15 protein-coding genes are annotated in these 14886 nt (G+C 71.6%); 7 read left to right on the top strand and 8 right to left on the bottom strand.

The annotated features are described in order from the left end of the window. Positions 1-14 precede the first annotated feature (14 nt). Positions 15-692, bottom strand: a complete 678-nt coding sequence (gene mtrA, locus FDA94_RS14180; protein ID WP_030451251.1) for an MtrAB system response regulator MtrA — start codon at positions 690-692, stop codon at positions 15-17. 227 nt (positions 693-919) lie between these two features. On the opposite strand from mtrA, the gene FDA94_RS14175 reads away from it, so the two are divergent. The 5 genes from FDA94_RS14175 to FDA94_RS14155 all read left to right on the top strand — a co-directional run bounded on the left by FDA94_RS14175 (position 920) and on the right by FDA94_RS14155 (position 6185). After that, entirely contained in the window at positions 920-2122 is a 1203-nt protein-coding gene (locus tag FDA94_RS14175; RefSeq protein WP_137247515.1) for a DUF7847 domain-containing protein, read from the top strand. After that, positions 2113-2727: a DUF4129 domain-containing protein gene (locus FDA94_RS14170; protein WP_137247514.1), complete on the top strand. Its 615-nt coding sequence runs from the start codon at positions 2113-2115 to the stop codon at positions 2725-2727. Before FDA94_RS14175 ends, FDA94_RS14170 begins: the two co-directional genes overlap by 10 nt. Then, positions 2724-3824: a DUF4350 domain-containing protein gene (locus FDA94_RS14165; protein WP_137247513.1), complete on the top strand. Its 1101-nt coding sequence runs from the start codon at positions 2724-2726 to the stop codon at positions 3822-3824. Before FDA94_RS14170 ends, FDA94_RS14165 begins: the two co-directional genes overlap by 4 nt. Positions 3825-3909: 85 nt before the next feature. Continuing rightward, positions 3910-4863, top strand: coding sequence for an AAA family ATPase (locus tag FDA94_RS14160; protein WP_137247512.1), 954 nt, complete (start codon positions 3910-3912; stop codon positions 4861-4863). Further along, the gene (locus FDA94_RS14155; protein WP_137247511.1) at positions 4863-6185 is read left to right on the top strand and encodes a DUF58 domain-containing protein; all 1323 of its coding nucleotides are present in this window, start codon (positions 4863-4865) and stop codon (positions 6183-6185) included. Before FDA94_RS14160 ends, FDA94_RS14155 begins: the two co-directional genes overlap by 1 nt. Here the strand turns inward: FDA94_RS14155 and FDA94_RS14150 are convergent. Further along, complete coding sequence (locus FDA94_RS14150; RefSeq protein ID WP_137247510.1) at positions 6182-7174, bottom strand: stage II sporulation protein M; 993 nt, start codon at positions 7172-7174, stop codon at positions 6182-6184. The genes FDA94_RS14155 and FDA94_RS14150 overlap by 4 nt on opposite strands. Before the next feature lie 26 nt (positions 7175-7200). Here FDA94_RS14150 and FDA94_RS14145 point away from each other — a divergent pair, with 26 nt between their 5' ends. Beyond that, entirely contained in the window at positions 7201-7977 is a 777-nt protein-coding gene (locus FDA94_RS14145; RefSeq protein WP_137247509.1) for an RDD family protein, read from the top strand. A 181-nt stretch (positions 7978-8158) separates the two neighbouring features. Here the strand turns inward: FDA94_RS14145 and FDA94_RS14140 are convergent, their stop codons facing one another. Then, positions 8159-9391, bottom strand: a complete 1233-nt coding sequence (locus FDA94_RS14140) for an adenosylhomocysteinase (protein ID WP_137247508.1) — start codon at positions 9389-9391, stop codon at positions 8159-8161. A 2-nt stretch (positions 9392-9393) separates the two neighbouring features. Next, positions 9394-10824 (bottom strand): adenosylhomocysteinase, encoded by a 1431-nt coding sequence (gene ahcY / locus FDA94_RS14135; RefSeq protein WP_137247507.1) that lies wholly within the window; start codon positions 10822-10824, stop codon positions 9394-9396. 95 nt (positions 10825-10919) lie between these two features. Between ahcY and FDA94_RS14130 the strand changes: the two genes are divergently transcribed. Beyond that, positions 10920-11309 (top strand): MerR family DNA-binding transcriptional regulator, encoded by a 390-nt coding sequence (locus tag FDA94_RS14130; protein ID WP_137247506.1) that lies wholly within the window; start codon positions 10920-10922, stop codon positions 11307-11309. On the opposite strand, the gene FDA94_RS14125 is transcribed toward FDA94_RS14130, so the two are convergent. From FDA94_RS14125 to FDA94_RS14110, 4 genes are read right to left on the bottom strand one after another with little or no spacing between them, the layout of a single operon-like run. Then, positions 11286-12215, bottom strand: a complete 930-nt coding sequence (locus tag FDA94_RS14125; protein WP_137247505.1) for a cation diffusion facilitator family transporter — start codon at positions 12213-12215, stop codon at positions 11286-11288. The genes FDA94_RS14130 and FDA94_RS14125 overlap by 24 nt on opposite strands. Before the next feature lie 34 nt (positions 12216-12249). After that, entirely contained in the window at positions 12250-13359 is a 1110-nt protein-coding gene (locus FDA94_RS14120; protein ID WP_137247504.1) for an SIS domain-containing protein, read from the bottom strand. Further along, the gene (locus FDA94_RS14115; RefSeq protein ID WP_083958892.1) at positions 13356-13523 is read right to left on the bottom strand and encodes a Trm112 family protein; all 168 of its coding nucleotides are present in this window, start codon (positions 13521-13523) and stop codon (positions 13356-13358) included. Before FDA94_RS14115 ends, FDA94_RS14120 begins: the two co-directional genes overlap by 4 nt. Further along, entirely contained in the window at positions 13520-14872 is a 1353-nt protein-coding gene (locus FDA94_RS14110) for a phosphomannomutase/phosphoglucomutase (RefSeq protein ID WP_137247503.1), read from the bottom strand. The genes FDA94_RS14115 and FDA94_RS14110 overlap by 4 nt, the downstream gene beginning before the upstream one ends. Positions 14873-14886: the final 14 nt, after the last annotated feature.

Below are 14886 nucleotides of genomic sequence, written 5' to 3'. Positions count from 1 at the left end.
AGATCAGACGAGGATCAGGCTGGGCCGGCTTTGTACCCCACGCCGCGGACCGTCACGACGATCTCGGGGTGCTCGGGGTCCTTCTCGATCTTCGCGCGGAGCCGCTGCACGTGGACGTTGACCAGCCGCGTGTCGGCGGCGTGGCGGTAGCCCCAGACCTGCTCCAGCAGCACTTCACGGGTGAACACCTGGCGCGGCTTGCGGGCCAGCGCGACGAGCAGGTCGAACTCCAGCGGCGTGAGGTTGATCGTCTCGTCGAACCGCTTGACGGAGTGGCCCGCAACGTCGATCGTGATGTCCCCTATCTGCAGGATCTCGGGGGTCGGCTCGTCGGTGCGGCGCAGCCGCGCCCGGACCCGGGCCACGAGCTCCTTGGGCTTGAAGGGCTTGACGATGTAGTCGTCGGCGCCCGACTCGAGGCCCAGCACCACGTCGATGGTGTCGCTCTTGGCCGTGAGCATCACGATCGGGACGCCGGACTCGGCGCGGATGCGCCGGCAGACGTCGATGCCGTCGGCCCCCGGCAGCATCAGGTCGAGCAGCACGAGATCAGGGCGGGTGTCGCGGAACGCGTCGAGCGCCTTGTCGCCGTCTGAGACGAAGGACGGTTCGAAACCCTCCCCGCGCAAGACGATGCCGAGCATCTCGGCGAGAGCGGCGTCGTCGTCGACGACCAGCACGCGTCCTTTCATGGCCCCTCATTCGTTACTTCGGCGCAGCTAAGGAGGTATTTGGGCGATTTATCGGAAGGTTACCCGTGACCCTGTGGTAGATGAAACACGGCCGTGACAAAGGACGAAGTTTAGGCCCAAATAGCCGGGCGTGCCGCTACCGTAACGAGAATCCCAAGAACAGGTCACGTTCCAAGTGTGCTCCATGCCGACCTGCGGCGGGGGCCGCATCATGCCAGGATTGGGACATGACAGACGGCCCCGGCGATCGTGAGCAGCCGCCCCCCGGCTGGTCCCCCACGCAGCCCCCCGCTTACGGTTCGCCCGGCCCCTGGGCCGACCCCAACGCCCCCGGTTCCTATCCGCCGCCCGGCGGCGGCCACTATCCGCCCCCGCCGCCTCCCCCGCCCGGCGGCTACTACGGCGGCGGCCACTACGGCGCGCCGGTGCTCAAGCCCGGCATCATCCCGCTGCGGCCACTGCAGCTGGGTGACCTCTACAACGGCGCGGTGTCGTTCATCCGGGCCAACCCGAAGGCGACTCTGGGGCTGTCGGCGCTGGTGGTGACGATCGCCGAGATCATCACGCTGGCGATCCAGCTGCCCACGTTCGGCCCGCTCGCCGACGCTGCGCTCAGCACCGGGGCGACGACGGCCGACGACTTCGAAGCCCTCCTCGGCCCGCTGGCCGCGCTCGTCGGCAGCGCGCTGCTGAGCAGCGTCGTGACCGCGGTGGCCATGGTCGTGCTGACCGGCATGCTCACCGGGATCATCGGCCGGGCCGTCTTCGGCGAGCAGATCTCGATCGGCCAGGCCTGGAACATCGTCAAGGGCCGGGTGCCGTCGCTGCTCGGGCTGGCGCTGCTGCAGTCGCTGATCGTGTTCGGCGTCTTCCTGGGGCCGGTCGTCCTGCTGGTCATGCTGGCTGCGGCGGGAGCGCCGGAGGGCGCGGTGGCGCTGCTCGCGCTGGTCCTGATCACCGGCGGCGTCTGCCTCGCGGTGTTCCTCTACACCAAGCTCAGCCTGGCCGGCTCGGCGATCGTGCTGGAGGGCCTCGGCGTCGGCGCCGCGATGAGCCGGTCGTTCCGGCTGGTCAAGGGCGACTTCTGGCGGGTGTTCGGCATCCTGCTGCTGACCGCGATCGTGGTCGGCCTGGTCGCCGCGGCGGTGTCGGCGCCGTTCTCGCTCTTCACCTCGATCGGCGACCCCAACGCACCGGTCACCAACGGGCAGTTCTACATCGCCGCGATCCTCGGCGGCGTCGGCGCCATCATCGCCGGCACCATCACCAACCCGTTCTCCGCCGGGGTCACCACCCTCCTGTACGCCGACCGCCGCATGCGCGCCGAAGCGTTCGACCTGGTTCTCCAGACCGAGGCCGTGGAGCGCCAGCAGGGCGCCCCCGGCACCGCCCCCGAGAACCTGTGGCGCCCGCGCAACCCATGGTCATAGACGTCCCCGTCGAGATCGGCCGGGAGGCCGCCAGAGAGGCCGCCGTCCGCGAGCTCTCCGATCCGGCCTACCCGAAGCCGTCGTGGGTCGACCGGCTGCTCGACCGGCTCTGGGAGTTCATCAACGACCTGATCGAGCGGGCCACGGGCGTTCCCGGCGGCTGGCTGACGCTGACGGTGCTCGTGCTGATCCTGGCGGTCATCGTGTTCGCGCTGGTCCGGGCGGCCCGCAAGGCCCCACGCAGCCGGCGGCCGGGCGACGGCGGCCTGTTCGGGGAGACCCGGCTGGGAGCCGCCGAACACCGGGCCCTGGCCGAGCGGCACGCCGCGGCCGGAGAGTGGGCCCAGGCGATCCGGGAACGCCTCCGCGCCATCGCCCGTGAGCTGGAGGAACGCACGATCGTGGAACCCATGCCGGGGCGCACGGCCACCGAGCTGGCCGCCGAGGCGGGCCGGGCGCTGCCCGCGCTGGCCGCCGACCTCGATCAGGGCGCCCGGACGTTCGCCGACGTCACCTACGGCGAGCGTCCGGGCACCCCCGAGGGGTACGCCGCGCTCACCGACCTCGACACGGCGGTCCGCCGGGAGAAGGCGACCCTGCGATGACGTCCATCACCCCGACGATCACCGAGAGGTGGCGCTCCTGGCGCGGCGTGCTGGGCGCGCTCGGCGCGATCGTGGTCGTGGCCACGCTGATCGTGCTGGTCAGCGGCACCCGCAACGGCGGGCGGCTCGACGTCGAGGCGACCACGCCCCAGGGCGCCCGCGCGCTGGCCGAGCTGCTGCGCGCCCAGGGCGTCGAGGTGAACCAGGTGACCACGTTCGACGACGCCATCGAGCAGGCAGAGGGCTCGCTGCTGGTGGTGGCCCGGCCCGAGTTCCTGGTCGACGCCGCCAGGCTGGCCGAGCTCGCCGGGCGGCCGGGGCCCCGGCTGCTGATCGCGCCGACCCGGCCGGTGCTGCAGGCGCTGGCGCCCGGGGTGGTCGCGAGCCCCGGTTCGTCCGAGGTGGTCCGGGCGGCCGGCTGCGACCTGAAGGCCGCCGTGCTGGCCGGAGACGCCCTCCTCGGCGGCTGGTCGTTCGGCGGCGCCACCTGTTACCGGGGCACGGTCGCCGTGGTCGGCGACGCCACCCTGGTCGGGTCGGGGTCGTTCATGACCAACGAGAAGCTGGCGCAGAACGGCAACGCCGCGCTGGCGATGAACCTGGCGGGCACCCACCGGCGGGTCACCTGGTTCGCGCCCCGCTCCCCGCTCGGGGTGCCCGAGGGCGGCGGGAAGTCGATCGAGCAGCTGATCCCGGCGAACGTCGGCTGGTTCACCTGGGCGCTGGGCCTGGCGGTGCTGCTCACCGCCCTGTGGCGGGGCCGTCGTCTGGGGCCGGTGGTCGAGGAGCGGCTGCCGGTGGTCGTCCGGGCCGCCGAGACCGTCGAAGGACGGGGCCGCCTCTACCGGGCCCGCTCGGCCCGCGACCGGGCGGCGCTGGCCCTGCGCGAGGCCGCCCTGGCGCGGATGACGCCGCGGCTGGGGCTGGCCGCGACGGCCGGCCAGAACGAGATCGTTACGGCGATCGCCGCCCGGACCGGGCAGGATGGCGGACAGATTCACCGGATCCTCTACGGCGAGGCCCCCACGGGAGACGCCGCACTGGTCGCCCTCGCACGCGACCTCGACACCATCGAAAGGCAGGTACGGGACTCGTGACGACACCCGACACCTGCCCGCAGGCTTTGACGACGCTTTTCGCGAAGACCGCGGCAGGCCCGACCGAAAGGCAGGAACGAGACTCGTGACGACACCTGACGCCTCCAGGGAGGCGCTGGCGGCTCTACGCGCCGAGGTCGCGAAGGCCGTGGTGGGGCAGGACGCCGTGGTCTCCGGGCTGGTGATCGCGCTGCTGTGCCGGGGCCACGTGCTGCTCGAAGGCGTGCCGGGTGTGGCCAAGACGCTGCTGGTGCGGACGCTCGCGGCGGCGCTGTCGGTCGACTTCAAGCGGGTGCAGTTCACCCCCGACCTGATGCCGGGCGACGTGACCGGATCGCTGGTCTACGACGCGCGTACCGCCGAGTTCGAGTTCCGGTCGGGGCCGGTGTTCACGAACCTGCTGCTGGCCGACGAGATCAACCGCACGCCGCCGAAGACCCAGGCGGCGCTGCTGGAGGCGATGGAGGAGCGGCAGGTCAGCGTCGACGGGACGCCCCGGCCGCTGCCCGACCCGTTCATTGTGGCGGCGACCCAGAACCCGGTGGAGTACGAGGGGACCTACCAGCTCCCCGAGGCGCAGCTCGACCGGTTCATGCTGAAGCTGACCGTGCCGCTGCCGGGGCGCGACGACGAGATCGCGGTGCTGCGGCGGCACGCCGACGGGTTCGACCCGCGCGACCTGTCCCACGTGAAGGCGGTGGCGAGCGCGGCCGACCTGGCGGCGGGCCGAAAGGCGGTCGCCGAGACCCACGTGTCGCCCGAGGTGCTCGCCTACATCGTCGACCTGGCCAGGGCGACCCGGCAGTCGCCGTCGCTGGGGCTGGGCGTCTCGCCGCGCGGCGCGACCGCGCTGCTGGCGGCGGCTCGCGCATGGGGCTGGCTGTCGGGGCGCGACTACGTGACGCCCGACGACGTGAAGGCGCTGGCCCGGCCCGCGTTGCGGCACCGGGTGCAGCTGCGTCCGGAGGCCGAACTGGAGGGCGCGACCGCCGACGGGGTGCTCGACGGCATCCTGGCGTCCGTCCCCGTGCCGCGCTGATGGCGCTGACCGGGCGGGCCGCGCTGCTGGCGGTGGCGGGGGCGCTCATCGTGCTCGCCGCGCCCGCGCCCGCTCTCGCGTTCTGGCTGGTCGTCGCGGTGATCGTGCTGGCCGTCGTGGTCGACCTGGCGCTGGCGGGCAGTGTGCGGGCGCTGCGGTTCGAGCGGTCCGACGATCAGCGGGTACGTCTCGGGGAGACCGCCGAGATCACCCTGCTGGTGGCCAATCCGGGCCGCCGCCGGGTCCGGGGCCTGCTGCGCGACGCGTGGCCGCCGAGCACCCGTCCGGCCCCCAGGGAGCACGACCTCGACGTCCCGGCCGGAGAACGCCGCCGGGTGACCACGACCCTGCGTCCGCTCCGCAGGGGCGATTTCACGGCCGCCGCGGTGACCGTGCGGGCGCTGGGGCCGCTCGGCGTGGCCGCGCGGCAGGGGTCTCACCGGGTCGACGGGCGGGTCAGGGTGCTGCCGCCGTTCCTGTCCCGCCGCCACCTGCCGGCCAAGCTGGCCCGGCTGCGGGCGATCGAGGGGCTGAACCCGGTCCAGATCCGCGGCCAGGGCACCGAGTTCGACTCGCTGCGCGAGTACGTCGTCGGCGACGACGTCCGGTCGATCGACTGGCGGGCCACCGCGCGCCGGGCCGACGTCGTGGTGCGCACCTGGCGGCCCGAACGCGACCGGCGGGTGCTGATCGTCCTCGACACGGGCCGCACCTCGGCGGGACGGGTGGGGGTCGACCCGGCGTCGGGCGACCCGAGCGGCTGGCCCCGGCTCGACTGGGGCATGGACGCCGCCCTGCTGCTGGCCGCGCTGTGCGCGCGGGCGGGCGACCGGGTCGACTTCCTCGCCTACGACCGGACGATCAGGGCCCAGGTGGCCGGCGGCGGCCGGGGCGACCTGCTGCCCGGCCTGGTGACCGCGATGGCGCCGCTGGAGCCGGAGCTCGTGGAGGCCGACGCCCACGGGATGGTGGCCGCCGTGCTGGCCCGCGCGAAGCGGCGCTGCCTGGTGGTGGTGCTGACCGACCTCAACGCGACCGCGCTCGACGAGGGCCTGCTGCCGGTCCTCCCCCAGCTCGCCTCCCGGCACCTGGTGCTGCTGGCCGCCGTGGCCGACCCCCGGGTGGCCGCGCTGGCGGCCGGGCGCGACGGCGCGGCGGAGGTGTTCGAGGCGGCGGCGGCCGAACGCCAGCAGGTCGAACGCCGCCAGGTGACCGCGCGGCTGCGCCGTCACGGGGTCGAGGTCGTCGACGCCCTGCCGGGCGACCTGGCCTCGGCGCTGGCCGACGCCTACCTGAACCTGAAGGCGGCGGGCCGGCTCTAGGCCGTCGGCACGTAGTCGGGGGCGTCGGCGATGTCGCCCGTCTCGCCCGCCCTCGCGGCGCGGCGGCCGAAGTGGACGACGTACAGCAGGAAGGCGAGCTCGGCGGCGGCGCCGATCGAGACGCGGGCCCAGGTCGGCAGCGGCGAGGGGGTGACGAGGGCCTCGACGAGGCCCGAGACCAGCAGCACCACCGCCAGCCCGAGCACCACCGCGACCACCGCGCGCCCCTGTTCGGCGAGCACCTGCGCGCGGGGGCGCGGGCCCGGCGCGATCAGCGACCAGCCGACCCGCATGCCCGCCCCGGCGGCCAGGAACACCGCCGTGAGCTCCAGCAGCCCGTGGGGCGTGATCAGCCCGAAGAACACGTCGCCCCGGCCCGAGTCGATCATGATGCCGCCGACCAGCCCGAGGTTGGCGGCGTTCTGGTAGAGGATGTACGGGATGAGCACGCCCCCGATCGCCGCCGAGGCGATGCACTGGGCGGCCACCCACGCGTTGTTCACCCACACGTGCGCGGCGAACGACCCGGCCGGGTTCTCGCTGTAGTAGTCGGCGAAGTCGTGCTCGACCAGCTGCCTGATCTCCTCGGGGGTGCCCATCGCGGCCCGCACGTCGGGGTTGGCGGCCACCCACACCCCCACGGCCGCCGCGACGACCAGCGAGGCCACGGCCGCGCCCAGCCACCACCGCCACGACCGGTAGCAGACCACCGGGAACGAGACCGTCCAGAACCGGAGGAACTCCCGCCATGCGGGCGCGTGGGCGCCGGTGACGGCCGACCGCGCGCGGGCCACCAGCGCCGACAGCCGCCCGGTCAGCACGCCGTCTCTGGACGTGGAGCGGGCGATCGACAGGTGGGTGGACACCCGCTGGTAGAGCTCGACGAGTTCGTCGACCTCCGGCCCGGTCAGCCTGCGCCGCCGTTTCACCAGCTCGTCGAGCCGGTCCCAGGTCGGCTGGTGGGCGGCACGGAAGGCGTCGATGTCCACGATCGCGAGCCTAGTAGGGTCAGGACATGTCCGATGTGCCGCGCCCTGACCTCGTGACCGGCGACGCCGTGGCGCTCGACGTGCCGCTGGCGCAGTTGCCGATCCGGGTGGTCGCCTTCCTCATCGACCTCATCGTGCAGATCGTGCTGCTGGTCGGGGCTCTGCTGCTGATCGCGTTCGCGCTCGGCGACATCGACGAGTCGCTGGCCACCGCGCTGATCATCGTCTCGATCGTGGCGGTCGTGGTCGGCTACCCGGTGACCTTCGAGACCCTGTCGCGCGGCCGCAGCCTCGGCAAGATGGCCCTCGGCCTGCGGGTGGTCGCCGACGACGGCGGGCCCGAGCGGTTCCGGCAGGCGTTCTTCCGCGGCCTGACGTCCGTCGTCGAGATCTACATGCTGACCGGCGCCCCGGCGGTGATCTGCGCGCTGGTCAACCAGAAGGGCAAGCGGCTGGGCGACCTGTTCGGCGGCACCGTCGTCATCTCGGAGCGGGCGCCCAAGGACTCGGAGACCCCGCCCGAGATGCCGCCGCAGCTCGCCACCTGGGCGGCCACGCTGGAGCTGACCGGCCTCACCGACGACCTGGCCACGGTGGCCCGGCAGTACCTGACGCGGCTGCCGCAGCTCTCGCCGCACGCCGCTCACGAGATGGGTTTGCGGATCGCCTCACAGGTCTCCGCACGCGTCCAACCCCCGCCCCCACCTGGGGTTCCGCCCTACGCCTACCTGGCCGCCGTGCTCGCGGAACGCCGCCGCCGCGACATCGCGAGGTTTAGCCAAAGACGCCAGGGGCAGTTGTGACGAACGCAGGCATGGGGCACGCCTGCAGTGGGGTTGGGCGGGTACGTCCGGAGCGCAGAGGGAGAGGCGAACCGGTCGTACCCGCCCGTCATCTCGGCTCAGGTGACTGGCCTGGAGCGAGCCGAGTGATATGACCGTAGTACGGCAGATTGCCGGTATCCATGGGGTAACACAACTGTTTCTACGAACCTGAACGCCAGCTGTGCAGGTAGGCCTCCTGCTCGGCGGTCAGCCCGTCGATCGTGATCCCCGCCGCCGCCAGCTTCAGCCCGGCGACCCGCGCGTCGATCCCGTCGGGCACGTCGTAGACCCCCGGCTTGAGCGACGCGTGCTCGGCCGCCAGCCACGCCACCGCGAGCGCCTGGGCGGAGAACGACATGTCCATCACCGCCGCCGGATGGCCCTCGGCCGCCGCCAGGTTCACCAGCCGGCCCTCGGCCAGCAGCAGCAGCCGACGGCCGTTCACGACGAACTCGTCGGTGTTGGGCCGCACCTGGTAGTGGACCTCCTCGGCCATCGACTCCAGGGCCCGTACGTCGATCTCGACGTCGAAGTGGCCCGCGTTGGCCAGGATCGCGCCGTCTTTCATGACCGCCAGGTGTTCGGCCCTGATCACGTCGCGGTTGCCGGTGACCGTGACGAACACGTCGCCGATCTCGGCCGCCTCGGCCATCGTGGCCACGCCGTAGCCGTGCAGCGAGGCGTCGAGCGCCTTCACCGGGTCGATCTCGGTCACGATGACCCGCGCGCCCATGCCGCGGGCCCGCTCGGCCACGCCCCGGCCGCAGAAGCCGAACCCGGCCACCACGACCGTCCGGCCCGCGATCAGGGTGTTGGTGGCCCGCATGATGCCGTCGAGCGTCGACTGGCCGGTGCCGTAGCGGTTGTCGAACATCCGCTTCGTACGGGTGTCGTTCACCGCCACCATCGGGAACTTCAGCGCCCCCTCGGCGGCCATCTGGCGCAGCCGGATGATCCCGGTCGTGGTCTCCTCGCAGCCGCCCTTGACGACCAGGTCGGAACGTTCCGTGTGCAGGATGTTGACCAGGTCGCAGCCGTCGTCGAGGACGATGTCGGGCCCGATGTCGAGGGCCCGGTGGATGTGCCGGTAGTAGGTGTCGCGGTCGACCCCCGCCCTGGCGTGCACGGCGATGCCGTAGTCGGCCAGGGCGGCGGCGACGTCGTCCTGCGTCGAGAGCGGGTTGGAGGCGGCCAGCGCGATCTCCGCGCCGCCCGCCTTCAGCGCGCCCAGGAGCACCGCCGTCTCGGCCGTGACGTGGAGGCAGGCGGCGACCTTCAGCCCGTCGAGCGGGCGGTCGCCGCCGAACCCCGCGCCGATCGCGGTGAGCACCGGCATGGCGCGCGAGGCCCACCCGATCCGGCGCTCCCCGGCCTCGGCCAGAACGGCATCCATGATCAGTAGCGGTAGTGGTCGGGCTTGTAGGGGCCCTCGACGTCGACGCCGATGTACTCGGCCTGCTTCTTCGACAGCACCGTCAGCTTCACGCCGAGCGCGTCGAGGTGGAGGCGGGCGACCTTCTCGTCGAGGTGCTTGGGCAGCACGTACACGCCGATCGGGTAGTCGTCGGTCTTGGTGAACAGCTCGATCTGCGCGATCACCTGGTTGGTGAAGGAGTTCGACATGACGAACGAGGGGTGGCCGGTGGCGCAGCCCAGGTTCATCAGACGGCCTTCGGCGAGCACGATGATCTGCTTGCCGTCGGGGAAGCGCCAGGTGTGGACCTGGGGCTTGACCTCTTCCTTCTCGATGCCCGGGATGCGGGCCAGACCGGCCATGTCGATCTCGTTGTCGAAGTGGCCGATGTTGGACACGATCGCGTTGTGCTTCATCTGCGCCATGTGGTCGGCGGTGATGATGCTGAAGTTGCCGGTCGTGGTGACGAAGATGTCGGCGATGCCGACGACCTCCTCCAGAGTGGTGACCTGGAAGCCGTCCATCGCGGCCTGGAGGGCGCAGATGGGGTCGATCTCGGTCACGATCACGCGGGCGCCCTGGCCGCGCAGCGCGTCGGCGCAGCCCTTGCCGACGTCGCCGTAGCCGGCGACCACGGCCACCTTGCCGCCGATCAGCACGTCGGTGGCGCGGTTGAGGCCGTCGATCACCGAGTGGCGGCAGCCGTACTTGTTGTCGAACTTCGACTTGGTGACCGAGTCGTTCACGTTGATGGCCGGGAAGAGCAGCTGGCGGTTGTTGAACATCTCGTAGAGGCGGTGGACACCGGTGGTGGTCTCCTCGGTGACGCCCTTGATCGCCTCGGCGGTCTTGGTCCAGCGCCGGTCGTCGTTGACCGTGCGGCGGAGCAGGTCGAGGATGATGCCCCACTCTTCGGGGTCGTCTTCGGAGGCGGTCGGCACGACGCCGCCGGCCTTCTCGAACTCGGCGCCCTTGTGGACGAGCAGGGTGGCGTCGCCACCGTCGTCGAGGATCATGTTGGGGCCGGTGCCGTCAGGCCACTGCAGCGCCTGGTCGGTGCACCACCAGTACTCCTCCAGCGTCTCGCCCTTCCAGGCGAAGACCGGCACGCCCTTGGGCTCCTCGACGGTCCCCTCGGGGCCGACGACGACCGCGGCGGCGGCGTGGTCCTGCGTGGAGAAGATGTTGCACGAGACCCAGCGCACATCGGCGCCCAGGGCGACCAGCGTCTCGATCAGGACGGCGGTCTGGATGGTCATGTGCAGCGAGCCCATGATCTTCGCGCCCCGGAGCGGCTGGGAGGCGGCGAACTCCTTGCGCGTCGCCATCAGGCCCGGCATCTCGTGCTCGGCGAGGCGAATCTCCTTGCGGCCGAAGTCTGCGAGCGACAGGTCGGCGACCTTGAAGTCCATCTTGGGGTGTCCCCTCTCGTAGCGTCCTCTGCCACTGTAGAGGCGAACACCACCCGCGAGCGCCGAACCTGACACAAGAATGTAAGAATGGGCTCATGCGCATCACGGAGGCCGCCGCCAAATTGGGCATGTCGCCCAGAATGCTGCGATATCGGGAGGCGCTCGGGCTGCTGCCGCCCGTCCGCGACGCAGCTCCCAGGCAGATTCATGGCGCGAGCCATGGGCGGCCTCCGGCCGTCCACGTCTCGCGCTCACACCGCCGCTTCGGCGACGAGGAGCTCGCCGCCGTCACCCAGGCGATGGAGCTGGAGAAGAGGTTCGACGTCTCGCCCGGCGAACTCGCGTTCGCGCTGAGGGCGCTGTCGGAACCCGCCGTCGCCCAGGCCGTGCGCGACCTGGGCGTGCGGATCGGGCGCATCCAGGCGCCCCGCAGGGCGCTGGACTTCGAGAAGGAGAAGGCGCTACGCCTGCTGCGCGGGCGCTGACGACTCGATGGCCGGTTCGAGGTAGATGATCCGGGCGATCGGCACGGCCGCGCGGATGCGCTGCTCGGCCTCGTCGATGCCCCGGGCGACCTCGGCGGCGGTGTCGTCGTGCTGCACGGCGATCTTGGCGGCGACGAGCAGTTCCTCGGGGCCGACGTGGAGGGTGCGCATGTGGATGACCCGGGTCACCTCGGGCGCGCTCTCCAGGGCCTCGCGGATCTGCGCGTCGACCTCGGGGCCGGCGCTCTCACCGATGAGCAGCGACTTGGTCTCGATGGCCAGCACGATCGCGATGGCGCCGAGCAGGACACCGATCATCACGGTGCCGATGCCGTCCCAGACGCCGTTCCCGGTGACGACGGCCATGGTGACGCCGAAGAGGGCGAAGATCAGACCGAGCAGGGCGCCCAGGTCTTCGAGCACGATGACGGGCAGCTCGGGCGACTTCGACCGGCGGATGAACTGCCACCACGTCAGGTTGCCCTTGTGCGGCAGCGACTCCTTGATCGCGGTGCGGAAGGAGATCGTCTCGGCGATGATCGCGAAGATCAGCACGCCGAACGCCCACTGCGGCGACCTCAGGTCTTCGGGGTGCTGGAGCTTGTGGTAGCCCTCGTACAGCGAGAACAGCGCGCCGATCGTGAACAGCACGACCGCGACCACGAACGAGTAGAAGTAGCGCTCACGGCCGTAGCCGAACGGGTGCTGCTCGGTGCGTTCACGGGCCGCCCGCTTGCCGCCCAGCAGCAGCAGCGCCTGGTTCCCCGAGTCGGCCACGGAGTGGACCGACTCGGCGATCATGGACGACGATCCGGTGAACAAGAAGGCGACGAACTTCGCCACGGCGATCGACAAGTTGGCGACCAGCGCCGCGACGATCGCCTTAGTTCCGCCACTGGCGCTCACGATGACACTCCCTCAGGTTTTCGGCCAGAAGATCCTAACGGGCAATTCTGGCCTTCAACTCCCTGACCGCGCTCACCGGAGTGGGATCGATTCCATAACCAAGTGCCAGATAGACGCTGGCGAAGTCGGCCAGCCCGATGAGCGTCGCCAGCCGTTCAAGCGGATGACGCCCCTCGGCCATCAGCTCCGACACCCGCACGTCGCGGTTTTCGGCCAGCCGGACCGTGGTGCCCCGGGTGCGGGTCTCGCGCTCGTCTTCGTCGATGTCGCGGAGCACGAACAGCCGCAGCTGGCGGCCCTGTGTGTCGGCGAAGATGTCGCGCTCGGCGAGCGGGCCGTCGAACGCGGCCACCTGGTTGTGGGCCGCCTCGGGCAGCTCGCCGAAGATCGCCGGGTATTTGGCGTTCTCGTAGAGCTGGTGGACCAGCCGGTGGGCGGCGACGATCGGCAGGGCCGAGGAGCCCCACACCATCGGCACCGACTCGGCCAGCTCCATGGCCAGCGTCTTGCCGGGGTTGATGAACGTGTCGCTCGACGGGCGGCACCGGTGGGCCAGGTCTTCGAGCAGGGTGGCGGTGGCTTCGTACACCGGCTCGGGGACGTCGGCGAGGCCCAGCGACGACGCCGCCACGATGAGCGGGACCGTCAGCGCCCACAGCGCCGCGCGGGCATGGCCCTGCGCGGCCTCGACCGGGACGAACGGCGCCCCGCGCTGGGTGCACAGCGACTGGAGCGGCGAGCCGGGACGGCCGACCCCGACCAGACGGCAGCCGCGCCGGGCAGCCTCCCAGGCCAGGCCGAGGGTCTCCTCGGTGGCCCCGGAGGCCGACACGGCGAACACCAGGTCGTTGGCGCCGATCCAGCCGGGCAGCCGGTGGCCGCCCACGGTCGTGATCGGGATCGGCGCGCCGTTGCCGCAGATCGCCCGGAGGATCTCGCCCGACACGCCGCTGACGCCCATGCCGAGCGTCACGACGGCCCTCGGGCGACCCTCGGTGGCGACCACCCCCGCGCCCGCCTCGGCGGCCAGGCGGCGGCCGGTGCGGATCTGGGCGGCCGCCGAGGCGACCGCAGGAAGCATGCCCGAGGGATCGGCCGCGACCAGATGGCTCTGGTCGTCGAGCAGCTCAGGCTCCCAGATCATGCCTTCCGTGCCTCGTCGACCAGCAGCACGGGAATGTCGTCGCGAACCGGGTAGACCAGGCCGCAGCTCTCGGAGGTGCAGGCCAGTTCGTCGGCCTCGGCCCGGAGCGGGGACTTGCACGCCGGGCAGGCCAGGATCTCCAGCAGCCAGTCGTCGATCTTCAAATCCCTCGAACCTCTTTCAGAACGTCGTCGCGCACACCGGCCATGGTCACCTCGTCGTCGCCCTCGGCGTTGAGCCGGAGCAGCGGTTCGGTGTTGGACGGGCGCAGGTTGAACCACCAGGTCGGACCGGTGACGGTCAGGCCGTCCAGCTCATCGAAGGTAACACCCTCGCGGGACCCGAACACCTCGCGCACCTTGGCGGTGGCGGCGGCCTGGTCGGCGACGGTGCTGTTGATCTCGCCGGAGGCCGTGTAGCGCGCGTAGGCGGCCAGCACCTCCGACAGGGGGCGGTCCTGCTCGCCGAGGGCGGCCAGCACGTGGAGGGCGGCCAGCATGCCCGAGTCGGCGTACCAGAAGTCGCGGAAGTAGTAGTGGGCCGAGTGCTCGCCGCCGAAGACGGCGCCCGTGCGGGCCATCTCGGCCTTGATGAAGGAGTGGCCGACGCGGGTGCGGACGGGCACCCCGCCGTTCTCCTTGATGATCTCGGGGACGCCGCGCGAGGTGATCAGGTTGTGGATGATCGTGGCTCCGGGGTGCTTGGCCAGCTCGCGGGCCGCCACGAGCGCGGTGATCGTCGACGGGGAGACCGAGGCGCCCTTCTCGTCGATCACCCAGCAGCGGTCGGCGTCGCCGTCGAAGGCGATGCCGATGTCGGCCCTGTGCTCCAGGACGGCCTGCTGCAGGTCGACCAGGTTGGCCGGCTCGATCGGGTTGGCCTCGTGGTTGGGGAAGGAGCCGTCGAGCTCGAAGTAGAGCGGCACGAGGTCGATCGGCAGCCCGGCGAACACCTCGGGCACGGTGTGGCCGCCCATGCCGTTGCCGGCGTCGACGACGACCTTCAGCGGCCGGCTGCCGGCCAGGTCGACGAGCGACTTCAGGTGGTCGGCGTAGCCCCTCAGCAGGTCCTGGGTGGTGACGCCGCCGGTCGGGTCGTGGGCCGGGGCGCCCAGCAGGCCGAGCGCCCGGTCGCGGATCTCGGTCAGGCCCGTCTCGGAGCCGATCGGCACGGCGCCCGCGCGGCACATCTTCATGCCGTTGTACTGCGCCGGGTTGTGGCTGGCGGTGAACATGACACCCGGCAGGTTCAGGGTGCCGCTCGCGTAGTAGAGCAGGTCGGTGGAGCCGAGTCCGGCGTTGATCACATCGGCGCCCCGGGAGGTCGCGCCGCGGGCGAAGGCCGCCGCGAGCGGGCCGGAGGACTCCCGCATGTCGTGGGCGATCACGATCCGATCGGCCCCCACCACTTCCGCGAAGGCCGCCCCCACGGCCTCGGCGATCTCCTCGTCGAACTCGTCCGGTACGACACCGCGTACGTCATACGCCTTGAAGATCTTGGCGAGGTCGCCCAATTCCGCCCCTATAT

The organism is Herbidospora galbida, from assembly GCF_005233835.1.
In the GTDB taxonomy this organism is placed as follows: domain Bacteria; phylum Actinomycetota; class Actinomycetes; order Streptosporangiales; family Streptosporangiaceae; genus Herbidospora; species Herbidospora galbida.
The sequence above is the reverse complement of the archived record's forward strand: the minus strand, read 5'-3'. Positions and strand labels throughout refer to the sequence as shown.